Source organism: Sorangium sp. So ce1335, assembly GCF_051521615.1.
Taxonomy (GTDB): Bacteria; Myxococcota_A; Polyangia; order Polyangiales; family Polyangiaceae; genus Sorangium.
Map to the genome: position 1 here is coordinate 7603751 of NZ_CP150363.1, position 16583 is coordinate 7620333.

Genomic DNA, 16583 nt, shown 5'->3' on the forward strand with positions numbered 1-16583 from the left:
CCTGCCGAGCTTCGGGGACGGTCCTCGACCACCCCGGGCCAGGCGAGCGCATCATCCCGGGGAGCGTCGCCGCGTCCGCCGCTTCCCCTTGACCTGCGCGAGCTCTGCCCGCAGCGCCTCCACCTCGGCTTCCAGCTTCCTGTTCGCCTCGCGCGCCCTGGCCTCGGCCTCGTCCGGTGTCGGCAGCAGGTCGTGGCCCTCCTGGTCGCGCGCGAGCCGGAGCATCGGGCCGACCGACGGGTCCTCCACGACCGTCCACCAGAGCCCCAGCGCCTCGCACGCGCGGAGCTCCGGATCGTCCGGCGCCCGCTCCACGAGATCGCCGTCGAGCGCGTCCCAGACGCGGATCGGCCGCGCCCTGTCGTCGGGATCGAAGCGCACGACCTCGCGGATGCCCGAGGCGCGGTAGCGCGCCAGCTTCTCGTCCCAGTCCGGCTCGCCCTCGTCCGACTCGCTCACGATCTCGACCCCGAGGTCGGGCGCCCCGTGCAGCCACGTCTTCCAGGTGCGGAAGGTCCGGTGAGGCATGCCCAGGCGGACGAAAGCGTCGGGGGCGAGGCGCTTCCTCGCGGTCGTCGGGTCCCAGTAGACGAACTGGTCCGACCCGAGGGTCGCCACCTGCGCGAGCTCGCGCTTGAGGATCAGGTACAGCGCGGTGCGGATCTCCAGGTGGCGGTTCGTCTCGGGCACTTCCTCGGCCACCGGGAAGACCACCCGCTCGGGCGGGCGGCTGTAGACGTGCGCCCGCGCGCGCTCGCGAGGCGCAGCGGGCGGGCGGTCCGTGGGCTCGATGGATGACATGGCCTGGCGCGGAAGATACCACGACCGCCCGGTGCGGCCCCCTGCGCGGGCCGTGCGGCGCACCTCGGTAGATGAGCTGATCCGAGCCCAGGGTCGGCGCCGTCCTCTTCCTCTTCTTGCTCTTCATCCCGCTCCTCTTCATCGCACGCGCCCTCGCCGGCGCCGATCGCTCCCTGCGCGCCGGACTCGCAAGATCTCTCCGCGCTCGACACGACACATCCGGGCATGAGCGCCAGCGACACGAGGCCGGCGAGGTCAGTGTCAACAGGCCGCGTGACATCAGCGCTTGACGGGTCATGTTCGCCGCACGTCGTCCTTGACAATGCCCGCCGAAGATTCGCACCATCGCGCCCATGAGCTACATCGACGGATTCGTGGTTCCGGTTCCCGCTGGCAACAAGGCTGCCTATCGCAAGGTCTGCGCGGAGGCCGCCCAGCTCTTCCGAGAGTACGGCGCGACGCGCGTCGTCGAGTGCTGGGGCGACGACGTCCCGGACGGCAAGATCACCGACTTCAAGGGCGCGGTGAAGGCCGAGCCCGGCGAGACGATCGTGTTCTCGTGGATCGAGTGGCCGTCGAAGGAGGTCCGCGACCAGGCGAACGAGAAGATGAGGAACGACCCGCGCATGCAGATGGGCGACGCGCCGTTCGACGGCAAGCGCATGATCTGGGGCGGGTTCGCCGTCCTCTTCGACACGCGCGACGAGGAGCGCGCGTGACCGGCGCGCCGGGCACGAAGAGGCACCTGTAGGTTCGATACGTCAGGCCGGCACCTCGATCAGCCGCTCGGCCGCGTCGAGGTCCTGTCGAGCCGGCACAGCCCGAGAGGGCGGCGAGCGCGTCGCCCCCGGAGCTCCGATCCGCAAACGGGCGCCTCGGACGCCTCAGAAGGAGCGCGACACGACGACCTCCGCCTCGTCGAGGTACGCCGCGGCGCTCGCCTGCCGCACGTGCTCCGGCGCCTCGGTGTCGTTGTTGTTGTTCATCGGGCGGCGCAGGAGCTCCACCTTCGCGATCGTCCCCTCTCCCGGGATGTTCACGCCCCACCAGAAGAACGCATCCCCCGCGCTGCGCCGCACGAGCACCGTCCTCGCGCTCCCGTCGTCGAGCGTCGCCCGCACGACGAAGTCGCAGCCGAATCGGCCCACGCCGGTCGATCTCGAGCCAATCTCGTGATCAGGCGGCCGATGGTCAGCGTCCCTCTGGCAGACCACTCAATAGGAAGAAAACCCGTGTCGAGGCAAGTCAAAAGGACATCACATGAGCTCGTATTGGTATGATGCTCGCCAGATTCGTCCCTGGGTGGCGCGGTGCGCGGGCGAACCCGAAGCGCCACACGGGACGGCGCCTCACGAGGCGACCGCCCGCCGGCGCAGGGCGCGCCGGCGGGCGTGAGCTGGCTTCAGGTCGCGGAGGACCGCCTGCCCGGCGCCGCGCCGGGTGTCATCGCAGGCCGCTCTTCACCGCGGTGATCAGCTCGCCGTTCGACGTGTCGCCGCTCAGCTCCCAGAACATCGCGCCGCCGAGCCCCTTGTCCTTGATGTAGCGCATCTTGACGCCGAGCGAGGCCGGGTTGTCGTAGCTCCAGAACTCCGTCCCGTTGAAGGTGTAGAACGCCTTCGTGTCCGGGTGGGTGAAGCCGGGGTGGCCCTTGGCCTTCAGGACCTTGTAATCCTCGATGCCCGCCTCGTACGTGCCCGGGGCCGCGCCGGAGGCCGACTGCCACACCCCCTGGTTCGCGCTCGCCACGCCGGTCCAGCCGCGGCCGTAGAAGGGCACGCCGACGACCAGCTTGCTCGCGGGCGTCCCGCCGCTCAGCCAGGCCGTGACCGCCTCGTCGGTGCTGTACTTCAGCGCCTTCGCGGGGTTCGAGCCGGAGTTGTAGAGCGGCGAGTGGAAGTTCGTCGTGCTCTCCCAGGCGCCGTGCATGTCGTACGTCATCAGGTTGATGAAATCGAGGTGCTTGTGGATCTCGCCGACCTGGATCTTCGAGATCTTGTCGAGCCCGGCGGGCGCCGCGATCGTGAGCAGCAGCCCGGGGCGCGCCGCGTCGAGCTGGCGGCGGAACTCGCCGAGCAGCGCCGTGAAGTTCTGGGTGTCCTCGGGGCGCTGGTTGCAGGTGCTGCCGCAGGCGGCCGGGTACTCCCAGTCGACGTCGATGCCGTCGAACACGCCGGCCCAGCGCGGATCCTTGATGAAGAGATCGACGCACGACGAGACGAAGGCCGCGCGGTTCGCGGGCAGCGCGGCGTCGGAGAAGCCTGCCGACCAGGTCCAGCCGCCGAGCGAGATCAGCACCTTGAGGTGCGGGTGCTTCCGCTTCAGCTTGCGGAGCTGGTTGAAGCTGCCGCGGAGCGCGCCCGTATCCCAGGTGTCGGCGACGCCATCGACGCTGTCCGCGGCGCTGTAGGCCTTGTCGTAATCGGCGTACGGGTCGCCGATCTGGCACCGGTTGCCCACCACGTTGCCGAACGCGTAGTTGATGTGCGTCAGCTTGGCGGCCGATCCGCTCGTGTCGATGTTCTTGACGTGGTAGTTGCGGCCGTAGACGCCCCACTCCGCGAAGTAGCCAATCACCTTCTTGCCGCCGGCGTCGCCGCCGCCCGAGCCGCCGCCGCCGCCCGAGCCGCCGCCGCCGCCAGCACCGCCGCTGCCGCCCGAGCCGCCGCTCCCGCCTGCGCCGCCGCTGCCGCCTGCGCCGGCGGAGGTCGAGCTCGTGGTGCTGGAGCTCGCGCCGGTGCCGCCACTGACGACCTTCCAGAGCGCCGGGACGATCGGCGGCTCCCAGCCCGGAAGCGATGTGTGCGCCTGGATGCAGCTATAGGTGACACCACCATAAGTCACCTGCGAGTTGACCGCATACGCGGTGTACGGCGCCCAGGCCGCGACGGCGGCCTGCTCCGTCGCGTCGAGCTCGGTTCCCTCGGGGCCGAGGCCGTCTCCGCCATCCAGCCCGCCGCAGCCGGCCAGGGCCATGACAGCGAAGATCGGCAGGGTCGTGAGGTGCGAAAGCTTCATGGCTGTTCTCCTTGGGTGTGTGTGCCGGTATCCCGGTCTTCGGTTGTTGCAAACCGGATGAGCAACCGGCGTACCGCTCACCGCGATGACATCGAGCGTCCTCGCCACGGCCACGCGACAGCCAGGTTTCGAGCGCCGCCATGAGGAGACGCGCCGCGATCGCCCCCGGCGAGCCTGGCCGGAGCGGGGGGCGATCGGGGAGATCGCCGGGCGATCCCCCCGATCGCGGGAGAGCCCCCGGATCGCCCCCCAGCGATCCGCACGATCGCGCGGCGACCGCGCGGCGACGGCCCGCGCGACCGCGCGGCGACGGCCCGCGCGACCGCGCGGCGACGGCCCGCCGCGGCGCTCTTCCTGGATCATCGCCCCGGCGGCGGGCGGTCGATCCTCGTCGCTCGTCAGGGCACGACGCTTGCTCTTGTCCGGGTCCGTGGACGGCACCATCGAGCTCCCCAGCCAGGAACCCGCCGAGGCGCGTCGGGGTAGGATCGCGGTCGAAATGCACCCCGGCGACACATTGACGCTCCTCGCACCGCTCTCCGGTCCCATCGTGCCGATCGAGGCGGTCCCCGACCCGGTCTTCGCCGACAAGGTGGTCGGCGACGGCATCTCGATCGATCCGACGACCCACACGCTCCTCGCCCCCTGCGACGCGACGGTGACCCAGCTCCACGCGTCGCGGCACGCGATCACCCTGAGCGCCGCGGGCGGCGTCGAGATCATGATCCACGTCGGCATCGACACGGTGGCCCTGAAGGGCGACGGCTTCACGGCGCGCGTGAAGGAGGGAGACCGGGTGTCGGCGGGCCAGCCGCTCCTCGACTTCGACGCCGACCGCCTCCTCCGCAGCGCGCCCAGCCTGCTCACGCAGATCATCCTCCTGAGCGGCGAGACGAGCGCGATCGTCGAGCGCGCGAGCGGCGTGGCGACGGCCGGCGCGAGCCGCCTGATGACCGTGGCCGCCCGGCGCAAGGGCGGGGACGACGCGTCGAGCGCGGGCGAGGCCGGCGCGTCGAGGCCGCCGCGGGCCACGGTCGGCGTCACGTCCGCCGTCGTCGTGGTGCCCAACCCGCACGGGCTCCACGCGCGCCCGGCCGCGGTGCTCGCCAGCGAGGCCCGATCGTTCGCCGCCGCCATCAGCGTGGAGCTCGACGGCCGCAACGCCAACGCGAAGAGCGTCGTCGCGCTGATGAACCTCGGCGCGGGCCCGGGCGCCGAGCTGCGCATCGTCGCGAGCGGCAGCGAGGCGGCGCGGGCGGTGGCGCGCCTCGTCGAGCTCGTCCGCAGCGGCCTCGGCGAGGACCTCTCCGCCGCGCGCGCCACGACCGACGCGCCCGAGCCCGCCGCCTCCCCTGCCCCGGCGCCGCGCGCGCCGCGTGCGCCGCGTGCGCCGCGTGCGCCGCGTGCGCCCGATGACCCGCGGCGCCTGCCCGGCGTGAGCGCCGCGCCCGGCCTCGCCATCGGCCCGGTCTGCAAGCTCGACCCGCTCGCCCTCGAGGTCGAGGAGCACGCGGCCGACACCGAGGTGGAGCTCGCGCGCCTGCAGAAGGCGCTCCTGCACACCCGGCGCGAGCTGAAGCAGCTCGTCGCCGCGTCGGGCAAGCGCGTCGAGCAGGCCCAGATCTTCAGCGCGCACCTCACGATGCTCGACGATCCGGACGTGATCACGCGCGCCGAGGTCGCCATCGTCGAGGGCAAGTCGGCCGCGTTCGCGTGGCGCGAGGCGGTGATGTCGTCGTACCGGGAGCTCGCGCGCATGGAGAACCCCCTGCTCGCCGCGCGCGCCAACGACCTGCGCGACGTGGGCGGCCGCGCGCTGCGGCACCTCGCCGGCGGCGACGAGGCGCAGGCGGCGCCGGCGGGCAGCGTCGTCGTCGCGGAGACGCTGACGCCCTCCGAGGTCGTGCGGCTCGCGGACCACGGCGTCGCCGGCCTCGTCAGCGTGCTCGGCGGCACCACCTCGCACGCGGCGATCCTCGCCCGCTCGCTCGGCGTGCCGTACCTCGTCGGCGGCCCGGCGTCGCTGCTCGACGTCGAGGCGGGGGCGACCGCCGTGCTCGACGCGCTGGAGGCGGGCGAGGCGGCGCTGCTGCTCCACCCGACGGACGCCGAGCTCGACGCCTACCGCGGCCGGCTCGGCGCGCGCCGCGCCCTGCGCGCCAGGCAGGAGGCCGCGGCGGCGGAGCGCGCCGTGACCCGCGACGGCGTCCGCGTCGCCGTGCTGGCCAACATCGCGAGCGCCGACGACGCCCGCACGGCCGTCCGGCTCGGGGCCGAGGGCGTGGGCCTCCTGCGCACCGAGCTCATGTTCTTCGATCGCGCCACGGCGCCGACCGAGGCCGATCAGACGGCCGCGTACCAGGAGATCGCCGACGCGCTCGGGGGCCGCCCCCTCACCATCCGCACGCTCGACGTCGGCGGCGACAAGCCGCTCTCGTACATGCCGCTGCCCACCGAGGACAACCCGCTCCTCGGCATCCGCGGCCTGCGCATCGGCGCGCTCCACCCGACGATCCTGCGCAGCCAGCTCCGCGCGATCCTCGCGGCCCGGGTCGGGGCCGTGCACCGCGTCCTCTTGCCCATGGTCTCGGGCCTCGACGAGCTCCGGGAGGCGCGGCAGGTGCTCGAGGAGGAGCGCCGGCGCGCCGGATCGCCCCCCGTGGAGCTCGGCGTGATGGTCGAGGTGCCGTCGGTCGCGATCCAGGCCGACAGGTTCGCCGAGGAGGTCGACTTCTTCTCGATCGGCACGAACGACCTCACCCAGTACACGCTGGCCATGGACCGCACCCACCCGCGGCTCGCCGGGCGGCAGGACGCGCTGCACCCCGCGGTGCTCCGGCTCATCGAGGCGACGGCGCAGGCCGCGCAGAAGCGCGAGCGCCACGTCGGCATCTGCGGCGCCGTGGCGAGCGATCCCGAGGCCGTCGCCGTGCTGATCGGCCTCGGCGTCACCGAGCTGAGCGTCAGCGTCCAGGCGATGCCGGAGGTGAAATCGAAGATCCGCGAGCTCGACGCCGCGCGGTGCCGCGAGATCGCGCGGGCCGCGCTCGATCTGGGGACCGCCGCCGAGGTGCGGGCGCTGCTCGCGCCGGGCGCGCGCCCCGGCTGAGCCACGTCCGTCATTCCGCCGCAGCGAGCACACGACAGGGGCCGTCGGCCGAGCGACGCGAGGGCCGCCCTGCACAACGGGAGAAGGAGCTTCGAATGAGAGCGTTGAACGAGCTGCAGCGCGTCGGCAAGGCGCTGATGCTGCCCATCGCGGTGCTTCCTGTCGCGGGCCTGCTGCTCCGGCTTGGGCAGCCCGACGTGCTGGACATCGCGTTCGTCGCCCAGGCCGGCGGCGCGATCTTCGACAACCTGGCGCTGATCTTCGCCGTGGGCATCGCCGTCGGCCTCGCGCACGAGCGCAACGGCGTGGCCGGGCTCTCCGGGATGATCGCCTACCTGGTGATCACGGGCGGGGTGAAGACCATCAACGACAAGATCAAGATGGGCGTCCTCGCCGGCATCCTCGCCGGCGTCCTCGCGGGGGCGATGTACAACCGCTTCCGCGACACGAAGCTGCCCGCCTTCCTCGGCTTCTTCGGCGGCAGCCGCTTCGTGCCGATCGTCACCGGCGGCGCGAGCATCGCCCTCGCGCTCGTCCTCGGCCTCGTGTGGCCGCCCGTGCAGGCGGGCATCGACGCGCTCGGCGGCTGGATCGTGGCCTCGGGCCCGATCGGCGCCTTTCTCTTCGGCGTGCTGAACCGCCTGCTCATCCCGACCGGGCTGCACCACATCCTCAACAACCTCGCCTGGTTCGTCGTCGGATCGTTCGAGGGCGCGAAGGGCGTCGTGACCGGGGATCTGAACCGCTACTTCGCCGGCGATCCCTCGGCGGGCGCGTTCATGGCCGGCTTCTACCCGGTGATGATGTTCGGCCTGCCCGCGGCGTGCCTGGCCATCTACCGCACCGCGCGCCCGGAGAACCGGAAGGCCACCTTCGGCGTGATGTTCTCTGCCGCGCTGACCGCCTTCCTGACGGGGATCACCGAGCCCATCGAGTTCGCGTTCATGTTCCTCGCGCCGGCGCTCTACGCCGTCCACGCCGTGCTGACCGGCGTCTCGCTGGCGCTGCTCGACGTGCTCGGCGTGAAGCACGGCTTCAGCTTCTCCGCCGGGTTCATCGACTACGCGCTGAACTACGGCCTCTCGACGAAGGGCTGGATGATCGTGCCTGTGGGCCTCGCCTACGCGGTCGTCTACTACGGCCTCTTCGTCGTCTGCATCGAGCGGTTCAACCTGGCCACGCCGGGCCGCGAGGCGGCGGCCGCGGCGCCGTCGGCCGACGAGGCGCCGCGCGCCGACGTCGAGGCGGACGCCGGCGGGCTCGCCGGGCAGCTCCTGCGGGCGCTCGGGGGCCACGGGAACCTCCGCGAGATCGACGCGTGCATCACCCGCCTGCGCCTCGTCATGGTCGACCGCGACCTCGTGAAGGACGCCGACCTGAAGGCGCTCGGCGCGAAGGGCGTCGTGCGCCCGGGGACCGACGGGCTGCAGGTGATCCTCGGCCCGATGGCCGAGTCGATCGCCCGGGAGATACGCGAGCTCCGGGTCGACGCGCCGGCCGCCACGGCGGCGGCGGCGGCAGCGCCGGCGGCGTCGGGCGTGCGCAAGGCGGCGAGCGCCGCGCGCGAGGGCGTGTCCGCCGCGCTCTCGGCGCGGGTCGAGCGCTGGCTCGCCGCGCTCGGCGGCGCCGCCAACGTCGTGTCCGTGGAGGGGTTCCCGAGCGGGCGCGTGCGCGTCGAGCTCGCCGACGACGCCGCCGTCGACGAGGCGGCGCTCGAGGCGGCGAGCGTGCGGGGCGTGATGCGCCTCCCGCACCGGGTGGTCCACCTGCTCGTCGGCCCCGAGGCGCCGCGGTACGCCGCCGCGCTCGAGCAGAAGCTCAAGGGGTGACGCCGTGGATCTCGAGGGAAACATCCTCACCCCGGACGGCTGGCTCCGCGGCCGCGTGCGCTTCGGCGCGCGGATCGAGGGGATCGAGGGGACGCCGATCCCCGGGCCCGCCGCAGGGCCCCGGATCCTGCCGGGCTTCATCGACCTGCACGTCCACGGAGGCGGCGGCCGGGACGTCATGGAGGGCGGCGACGCGCCCCGGGCGATGGCCCGCGCGCACGCGGCGACAGGGACCACGAGCCTCCTGGCCACGACGATGACGGCCCCCACCGCGGAGATCGCCGCCGCCCTGCGCGCGATCCGGGCCGCCATGGACGCGCGCCGCCGCGGCGAGGCGCGCGTCCTCGGCGTCCACCTCGAGGGCCCGTTCCTCAACCCGGGTCGGCTCGGCGCGCAGCCCCCGTGCGCGGCGACCGGCGACCTCGGCGCCGCGCTCGCGCTGCACGCCATCGCCCCGATCCGCGTGCTCACCCTGGCGCCCGAGCTCGCCGGCCACCTGGAGCTCATCCGCGACCTGTCCGGCCTCGGGGTGCGCGTGCAGATCGGCCACACGCTGTCGCGCTACGAGGACGTGGTCGCCGCGCTCGCGGCGGGGGCGAAGGGCTTCACGCACCTCTTCAACGCGATGCCCGGGCTTCACCACCGCGAGCCCGGCGCGGTGGGCGCGGCCCTCGCCCACGGCGACTTCGCCGAGCTCATCCCCGATCTCGTCCACGTGCACCCGGGCGCCATCCGCGCCGCGCTCCGATGCATCCCGAGGCTCTACGCCGTGACCGACGGCACCGCGGCCTCGGGCATGCCGGACGGGCCGTACAGGCTCGGCGCCCACGCCGTCACGAAGTGCCAGAACAGCGTGCGGCTCCCCGACGGGACGCTGGCCGGGAGCTGCCTGACCATGCACCAGGCGTTCACGAACCTCGTCGGCCTCGGCCTCTCCGTGGCCGACGCGTCGCGCCGCTGCAGCCAGTTCCCGGCCGAGCACCTCGGCCTCACGGACCGGGGGCGCGTCGCGCCCGACGCCTTCGCCGATCTGCTGGTGCTGGAGGAGGATCTCGCGCTGCGACAGGTCCTCGTGGAAGGAGAGCCCCTTGAATGACCGGAAGAGCTCGCTCATGGCCGAGGAGGCCCGCTCCGCCCCGGAGATCGTGGCGCAGCAGCTCACCCAGGACGAGCCCGCCTACCGCGCGCTGGGCGACCGCCTGCGCGCGGCGCCGCCGCCGTCGGTCGTCACGATCGCGCGCGGCAGCTCGGACCACGCCGCGGGCTACCTCGCCTACCTCGTGATGACGCAGCTCGGCTGCCCTGTCGCGAGCCTGCCGCCGTCGGTCGTGACGCTCTACCGCGCGCCGCTGCGGCTCCCGGGCGTCCTCGCGGCGGCCGTGTCGCAGTCGGGGCAGAGCCCGGACGTCGTGAGCACGCTCGACGCCTGCGGGGCCGCGGGCGCGGTGACGGCGGCCCTCGTGAACCAGCTCGGCTCGCCGCTCGCGCAGGCGGCCGCGTCGACGCTCCCGCTGCGCGCCGGCCCCGAGCGCAGCGTCGCCGCCACGAAGAGCTTCATCGCGAGCCTGAGCGCCATGGCCCGCCTCGTCGCCTGCTGGCGGGGGGACGCCGCCCTGCTCGACGCGCTGCGCGCGCTGCCGGACGCCCTCTCCGCCGCGGCCGGGGTCGACGTGAGCCCGCTCGTCGGCGCGCTGGCCGGCGAGGAGCGCCTGCTCGTGCTCGGGCGCGGCCCGGGCTTCTCCATCGCGCTGGAGGCGGCGCTCAAGTTCAAGGAGACGTGCGGTATCCACGCCGAGGCGTTCACGGTCGCCGAGGTGCAGCACGGGCCGATGGCCCTCATCGACGAGCGGTTCCCGCTCCTGATCTTCGCCCCGCGCGGCCCGGCCCAGGCCGGCCTCGTCCGCGTGGCGGAGGACTTCCGGGGCCAGGGCGCGAAGGTGATCCTCGTCGGCCCCGCGGGGCTCCCGGGCGTCGACCTCGCGGTGCCCGAGTCCCCGCACGCGCTGCTCGATCCGCTCTGCCAGATCCAGGCGTTTTATCTCGCCGCCGCTTCCCTTGCCGAGGCCAGAGGGCTGGACCCGGACGCGCCGAGGCGGCTGAAGAAGGTCACGAAAACACTGTAGGAGTGCGCCATGCGAAGGCCTGTATTCCGATTTGGGCTGCTCGCCGCGGCCCTGCTTGTGGCAGGGTGCGCCGACGACGAGACGTCCTCGTCCACCGAAGGAACCACGATGAGCACCAGCACCGGCGGAGACGGCGGCGGCGGCGACGGCGGTGGCGGCACCGGCGTCGGCGACGACGGGGTAGGCGGCGACGGCGGCGCGGCGCAGCAGCAGCGCCCGTCGGGCGCCCACATCGCCGTGCGCTGGGAGGTGCTGGACAACACGAAGAACCCCGCCGTGAGCTTCGGCTCGGCGCTGACGATCACGAACCATGGCGCCGCCGCGCTCGGGAACCGCGGCTGGGCGCTCTATTTCAACTTCGTGCGCACCATCGTGCCCGAGAGCCTGCCGGCGGGGGTGAAGGTCACCCACATCAACGGCGACTTCTTCAAGCTGGAGCCGACAGAGGCCTTCGAGCCGGTAGCGCCGCACGGGAGCGTCGTCATCCCCTTCGACGCGGCGTACTGGGCCATCAAGGAGACGGACGCGCCCGCGGGCTTCTACTTCGTGTTCACGGACGACGCGGGCGTCGCCTCCGCGCCGGAGCCGGTCGGCTCCGAGACCGTCGCGCCGTTCGTCGACGAGAAGCAGACAGACAGGTTCCCCGGCGACATCACGCCCGTGCCGACAGCGGCGTCTCGTTACGACGAGAACCAGGCGGTCCGCCTGCTCCCGGCCGGCGACGTCGACAGGATCGTCCCCTCGCCCGTGCGCCTCGAGGCGGGCGCCGGAGCGCTGGCTCTCTCGTCCGCCGTGCCCATCTACCATGCGACCGGGCTGGCGGGAGAGGCCGCCTTCCTGGCCGAGGCGCTAGGCGCGCTCCTCGGCGGCGCGCCGGAGGTCCGCGAGGGCGCGCCGCCCCCGGGGACGGCGGCGATCTCGCTGACGACGGGCGCCATCGACGTCGGCGGCCGGCCGAGGCAGGCGGGCGACGAGGCCTACCGCCTCACGGTGACCGAGGACGGCATCGCGATCGTGGGCAGCGACGCGGCCGGGGTCTTCTACGGGATCCAGAGCCTGCGCGCGCTCGCGCCCGTGGAGGCGTACCGGAGCGCAAGGTCCGAGATCGCGCTCGATGCGGTCACGGTCGAGGACGCCCCGCGCTTTCCGTACCGCGGCATGCACCTCGACGTCGCGCGCAACTTCCAGCGCAAGGAGGCCGTGCTGAAGCTGCTCGACCTCATGGCCTTTTACAAGCTGAACCGGTTCCATTTCCACCTGACGGACGACGAGGGGTTCCGCCTCGAGGTGAGCGGCCTGCCCGAGCTCACCGAGGTCGGCGCCCGGCGCGGCCACACGCTGGACGACGGCGACCGGATCGTCCCCTCGTTCGGCTCCGGTCCCGATCCGGACGCGCCGAAGACGAGCGGCAGCGGCCATTACACCCGCGCCGAGTTCGTGGAGATCCTTCGTTACGCCACGGCGCGCCACATCGAGGTGATCCCCGAGCTCGACATGCCGGGGCACGCCCGCGCGGCGGTCAAGGCGATGGAGGCGCGCCACGCGAGGCTCGCGGCCGAGGGCGACCTCGACGGCGCCGAGGAGTTCCTGCTCAGCGATCTCGACGACCCGTCCCAGTACATGTCCGTGCAGATGTGGCGCGACAACGTGATCAACCCCTGCCGCGACTCCACCTATCGGTTCGTCGAGAAGGTCGTGGACGACGTCGTCGCGATGTACGCCGAGGCCGGCGCGAAGCTCACGACCTTTCACACGGGCGGCGACGAGGTGCCCGAGGGCGTCTGGGAGCAATCGCCCTCATGCAAGGCGCTCCTCGATCGGGCGTCCGGGGACGGCGTCGACTCGGTGGACGACCTGGCGAGCCATTTCCTCCGCAAGGTCAGCGCGATCGTGGCGTCCCACGGCCTCGTCACCGCGGGCTGGGAGGAGATCGGCCTGAAGAAGGTCCAGGCGGAGGGCGGCGTCGACAAGGTGGCCAACCCCGAGTTCGCGAGCAGCAATTTCAGGCCGTACGTGTGGAACAACACCTGGGGCTGGGGCGACGAGGACAACGGCTACAAGCTGGCGAACGCTGGCTATCCGGTGGTCCTCTCCAACGCCACGAACCTGTATTTCGACCTCGCCTACGACAAGGATCCCGCGGAGCCCGGCTATTACTGGGCCGGGTTCGTCGACACGCGGCAGCCCTACGAGTTCGTGCCGCTCGACGTCTACAAGAGCGCCAACGTGGACCGGATGGGCAACCCGATCGATCAGGCCGCGATGTTCCGGGATCACGTCCGGCTGACCGACGTCGGCAGGGCGAACATCCTCGGCATCCAGGGGCAGCTCTGGGGCGAGAACGCCAAGGGGCAGCAGGCGATGGACTACCTGATCTTCCCGAAGCTCGTCAGCCTCGCGGAGCGGGCCTGGGCGCCCGACCCGGCGTGGGCTACGGAGCAGGACGCGGCGACCCGCGCGGGCCTGCTCGCCGAGGCGTGGAATCGCTTCGCCAACAGCCTGGGGCAGCGCGAGCTGCCGCGGCTCGACCACCTGAGCGGCGGCGTGGACTACCGGCTCCCGCTGCCCGGCGCGCGCGTCGAGGACGGCCAGCTGGTGGCGAACGTCGCCTACCCGGGGCTCGAGATCCGCTACACGACCGACGGCGCCGAGCCCGACGCCGACTCGCCGGTCTACAGCGGCCCGGTGGCGGTGAGCGGCGTCGTCAAGCTCAGGACGTTCGACACGCGCGGCCGCGGCAGCCGCACCTCCGTGCTCGATCCGGGCGCGTCGGGTGAGCGCCGCGCGGCGCGGTGAGGGGCCTGTCGCGGTGAGGGGGCTGTCGTGGATCGCAGCGCGGCGGGGGGCCTTCGTGGCCGCCCTCGCGCTGCTCCCCGGTCTGCCTGGCTGTTACATCGATCTCGACGGCCTGAGCGGCGGCGCCGTGGACGAGCCGGGCCCGGACACCCCCGCTCCCGGCGACCCGGAGGGCTGCGCGCCCGGGGACTGCAGCCGCCAGTGCGTCGTCGCCGGGCCCGAGGCGGCCGGCGCTCCCGCCGCGATCGCGTCCGCTGGACGGTACGTCGTGTGGACGAGCCGCGCCGGCGATCGCGTCCGCCGCCTCGATCCCGCGACGGACGCCGTGGAGGACCTCGTGTCGTTCACGCCGGCGCCGGGCCTCCTCGCGGCCGCCGAGGGGCTCGTCGTCTGGGTCGCCGGCGACGGGCTCTGGTGGTGCCCGGCCGACGGCTGCGCTGCGGGCGCGACCTCGCTCCTCGCCTTCGGTCCCGGCGACGCCGAGGCCGTGCGCGGCCTGGCGACGGACGGCCGGCACGTGTACTGGACGCGCGACGAGCCGAGCGGCACCGCCGGCGAGCTGCTGCGCTGCCCCCTCGCCGAGGGTTGCGGCGCGGCGCCGGAGGTGCTCGCGCCGGCCCAGTCCCACCCGCGCGGGGTCGCCGTCGCCCCGGGCGACGGGGGCGATGTCGTCTGGGCCCTCCGCGGCGCCGGCGCCGGCCACGGCCAGGTTCACCGCCTGGCCAAGGGCGCCACGTCGGCCGCCTCCCCCACGCAGCTCGCGGTGCTCCTCGACCATCCGGACCGGGTCGCGCTCGGCGCCGGCGAGGTGCTCTGGACCTGGGCCGACCCCGGCGGCGCGGCGGGCGGCGTCTCCCGCTGCGACACCACGGCGTCGTGCGCCCCGGAGCCGCTCGCGCCGCAGGCCGAGCCGTCGAGGCCGCTGCGCGACCCAGCGGCGCTCGCGATCGAGGGCGCGGACGCGTACTGGGCGAACCGCGGCGGGGGCACCGTCATGCGCTGCCCGACCGCCGGGTGCCCCGGCTACCCCGAGGTGCTCGCCGAGGGCCTGACGCGCCCCTCGGCCGTGGCGGTGCACGGCGCCTGCGTCTACGCGGCCGACGAGGCCGACGGCGGCCGCGTGGTGCGCGCGCCGCGGTAGCGTCGCGCACCCCGGCGAGCTCGGCGCTTCAGGGATAGTTCAGCTCTTCAGGGATAGTTCAGCTCGACGACGTTTCCGTCGGCGTCGACGGAGAGCTCGAACTCCACCCGTCCGACGACGATGTTCGCCTCGTACGAGAGCTTCCCGTCGTGCAGCTCTTCGTCCAGCTCCACGATCCATCCGCCCTGCGCTGCGCGGGCGAGCGCCCAGTAGGCCCCTGGCGGGAGCATGTCCAGCGTGATGTCGCGCTCGATCAGCGTGCCATTCCCGTCGATCCTCAGCGCGTAGGTCCGCTTCATGTTCCGGATGTCGGCCTCGTAGACGTACTCCCCGAGATCCTCCTCCATCTCCATGCGCACCTCCACGATCGCCGCCCCGGATGCCTCGTCCTCGAACGCCCTGCGCGCGAGCTCCGGGACGCTGGCCAGAGACACGATCCAGGCCTCGATCTCCGTGCCGATCATGTTGCCCTCGGCGTCGAACTCCACCTCGTGATACGTGTCGGCCAGGAGCAGATCGATCTCGTAGGTCGCGACGCCCCCGTCGATGTTCTCCTCCACTTGCAGGATCTTGGATTTCTTCCCGAAGCTCATGAGCGCCTCGCGCACGGGCGCAGGAAGTTGTTCAACAGCGATGATCCGCTCGATATCGTCCAGGGCACCTGCCACCTGACCCGTCTGGTGACTGGCCGAGGCGCCGTGCGCGTCGGTCGCCGCAAGCGGAGAAGCGGCGGAAAACGCGCACGGCAGGCACGTCAGGACGACGGACACGACAGCACCCAGGACAGTTCTACATGAATCCATAGCACCCCCATTGCCCCACATATCGCACCCAGTATGACACGGGACACACAGGTCCGTGCACATCAATTTTGATTTTCTCGTGTGAACATGACGCCGATGAGCGTCTGTGCCGGACACCACCCGTACATTCCGTCACGGGCGGTCCATTGCGCTGATCTGATCGTGGCCTGGCCACGATCCCGGGCGGCCGTTGCAGGAGGACGACATGAGCCAATTCGACCATCAATCGGGACAGTCCGTAGAGATCGATGGAGCGAGCATCTATCACGAGATCGTCGGCCAGGAGGGCGGCCGCGCGATCTTGCTGCTCCACGGCGGGCTCGGCGACATGGAGGACTCAATGTCCTCCTGCCAGGCTTGACTCGAAGGTTCAGGACGCGGTCGATCGGATCGCGAATCGAGAGTGAAGGCAGCGCCGGGTATCCGCCTGCGCTCGTCCGGAGCGCCGAGGCGACGCCCATGGCCGTACCGGTCGCCCTCGTCCTTGACCTGCCGGACCGATCGCGGCGCGATCATGAAGAATTGTAAACGACGAGCGACCTATCGTGAAGACGCCCAGATCAGCAGATGGCGCGCACGGCGCCCCCGGCTGGAGCGCTTGATCGAGACGAGCGCTCGGTCTAAGGTAACTCGCATGAACCGGGGGCTGAAACAGGCCTCCATCGCGAAAGGAGCATTCATGCGTCGGCTCGGCAAGGCTACTCGTTTGCGGCTCTTCTTCGCTGCCCTGACGGCAGGAGCAGCGATGGTGGGAACAACTGCCCTGCTCGCCCCCTCGAGCGAGGCGGCGCCCGGGGCCAACTGCACCTACTACAGCGACGCGAGCCTCACGACGGTCGTCGGCCAGTACGGCCGCGACTGCTGCAACAACCAGATCGCGTGGGGCCGCAAGACGCAGCACTACCAGTGCGGCGGGTGCTTCACCTGTACCCCGCCTCCTCCCTGACGGAGGCGCCGATCATC

General features: G+C 72.5%; 13 protein-coding genes. 9 read left to right on the forward strand and 4 right to left on the reverse strand.

Annotated features, from left to right (window positions below):
• Positions 1 to 51: 51 nt before the first annotated feature.
• On the reverse strand, positions 52 to 801 hold the full coding sequence (locus WMF24_RS28010; protein ID WP_437730464.1) for a Uma2 family endonuclease: 750 nt from the start codon (positions 799 to 801) through the stop codon (positions 52 to 54).
• A gap of 353 nt (positions 802 to 1154) precedes the next feature.
• Here WMF24_RS28010 and WMF24_RS28015 point away from each other — a divergent pair, with 353 nt between their 5' ends.
• Positions 1155 to 1520 carry a DUF1428 domain-containing protein gene (locus WMF24_RS28015; protein WP_437730465.1) on the forward strand — a complete coding sequence of 122 codons (366 nt, stop codon included), beginning with the start codon at positions 1155 to 1157 and terminating at the stop codon, positions 1518 to 1520.
• 165 nt (positions 1521 to 1685) lie between these two features.
• Here WMF24_RS28015 and WMF24_RS28020 read toward each other — a convergent pair whose 3' ends face one another.
• Positions 1686 to 1949 carry a hypothetical protein gene (locus tag WMF24_RS28020; RefSeq protein ID WP_437730466.1) on the reverse strand — a complete coding sequence of 88 codons (264 nt, stop codon included), beginning with the start codon at positions 1947 to 1949 and terminating at the stop codon, positions 1686 to 1688.
• A 295-nt stretch (positions 1950 to 2244) separates the two neighbouring features.
• Positions 2245 to 3819 carry a glycosyl hydrolase family 18 protein gene (locus tag WMF24_RS28025; protein ID WP_437730467.1) on the reverse strand — a complete coding sequence of 525 codons (1575 nt, stop codon included), beginning with the start codon at positions 3817 to 3819 and terminating at the stop codon, positions 2245 to 2247.
• A gap of 499 nt (positions 3820 to 4318) precedes the next feature.
• On the opposite strand from WMF24_RS28025, the gene ptsP reads away from it, so the two are divergent.
• The 6 genes from ptsP (at position 4319) to WMF24_RS28055 (ending at position 14817) form a co-directional block, all read left to right on the forward strand.
• A complete protein-coding gene (gene ptsP / locus WMF24_RS28030) occupies positions 4319 to 6928 on the forward strand; it encodes a phosphoenolpyruvate--protein phosphotransferase (RefSeq protein WP_437730468.1) in 2610 nt (869 codons plus the stop codon).
• 95 nt (positions 6929 to 7023) lie between these two features.
• Entirely contained in the window at positions 7024 to 8757 is a 1734-nt protein-coding gene (gene nagE / locus WMF24_RS28035) for an N-acetylglucosamine-specific PTS transporter subunit IIBC (protein WP_437730469.1), read from the forward strand.
• A 4-nt stretch (positions 8758 to 8761) separates the two neighbouring features.
• Entirely contained in the window at positions 8762 to 9853 is a 1092-nt protein-coding gene (nagA, locus tag WMF24_RS28040; protein ID WP_437730470.1) for an N-acetylglucosamine-6-phosphate deacetylase, read from the forward strand.
• A 16-nt stretch (positions 9854 to 9869) separates the two neighbouring features.
• Positions 9870 to 10880, forward strand: coding sequence for an SIS domain-containing protein (locus WMF24_RS28045; RefSeq protein ID WP_437738865.1), 1011 nt, complete (start codon positions 9870 to 9872; stop codon positions 10878 to 10880).
• A gap of 108 nt (positions 10881 to 10988) precedes the next feature.
• Complete coding sequence (locus tag WMF24_RS28050) at positions 10989 to 13676, forward strand: family 20 glycosylhydrolase (protein WP_437730471.1); 2688 nt, start codon at positions 10989 to 10991, stop codon at positions 13674 to 13676.
• A 13-nt stretch (positions 13677 to 13689) separates the two neighbouring features.
• Positions 13690 to 14817 carry a hypothetical protein gene (locus WMF24_RS28055; RefSeq protein ID WP_437730472.1) on the forward strand — a complete coding sequence of 376 codons (1128 nt, stop codon included), beginning with the start codon at positions 13690 to 13692 and terminating at the stop codon, positions 14815 to 14817.
• A 47-nt stretch (positions 14818 to 14864) separates the two neighbouring features.
• Here WMF24_RS28055 and WMF24_RS28060 read toward each other — a convergent pair whose 3' ends face one another.
• A complete protein-coding gene (locus tag WMF24_RS28060) occupies positions 14865 to 15485 on the reverse strand; it encodes a PepSY-like domain-containing protein (protein ID WP_437730473.1) in 621 nt (206 codons plus the stop codon).
• A gap of 340 nt (positions 15486 to 15825) precedes the next feature.
• Here WMF24_RS28060 and WMF24_RS28065 point away from each other — a divergent pair, with 340 nt between their 5' ends.
• Positions 15826 to 15981, forward strand: a complete 156-nt coding sequence (locus WMF24_RS28065) for an alpha/beta fold hydrolase (protein WP_437730474.1) — start codon at positions 15826 to 15828, stop codon at positions 15979 to 15981.
• A gap of 384 nt (positions 15982 to 16365) precedes the next feature.
• Positions 16366 to 16566, forward strand: a complete 201-nt coding sequence (locus WMF24_RS28070; protein WP_437730475.1) for a DUF6289 family protein — start codon at positions 16366 to 16368, stop codon at positions 16564 to 16566.
• The last annotated feature ends 17 nt before the right edge of the window (positions 16567 to 16583 follow it).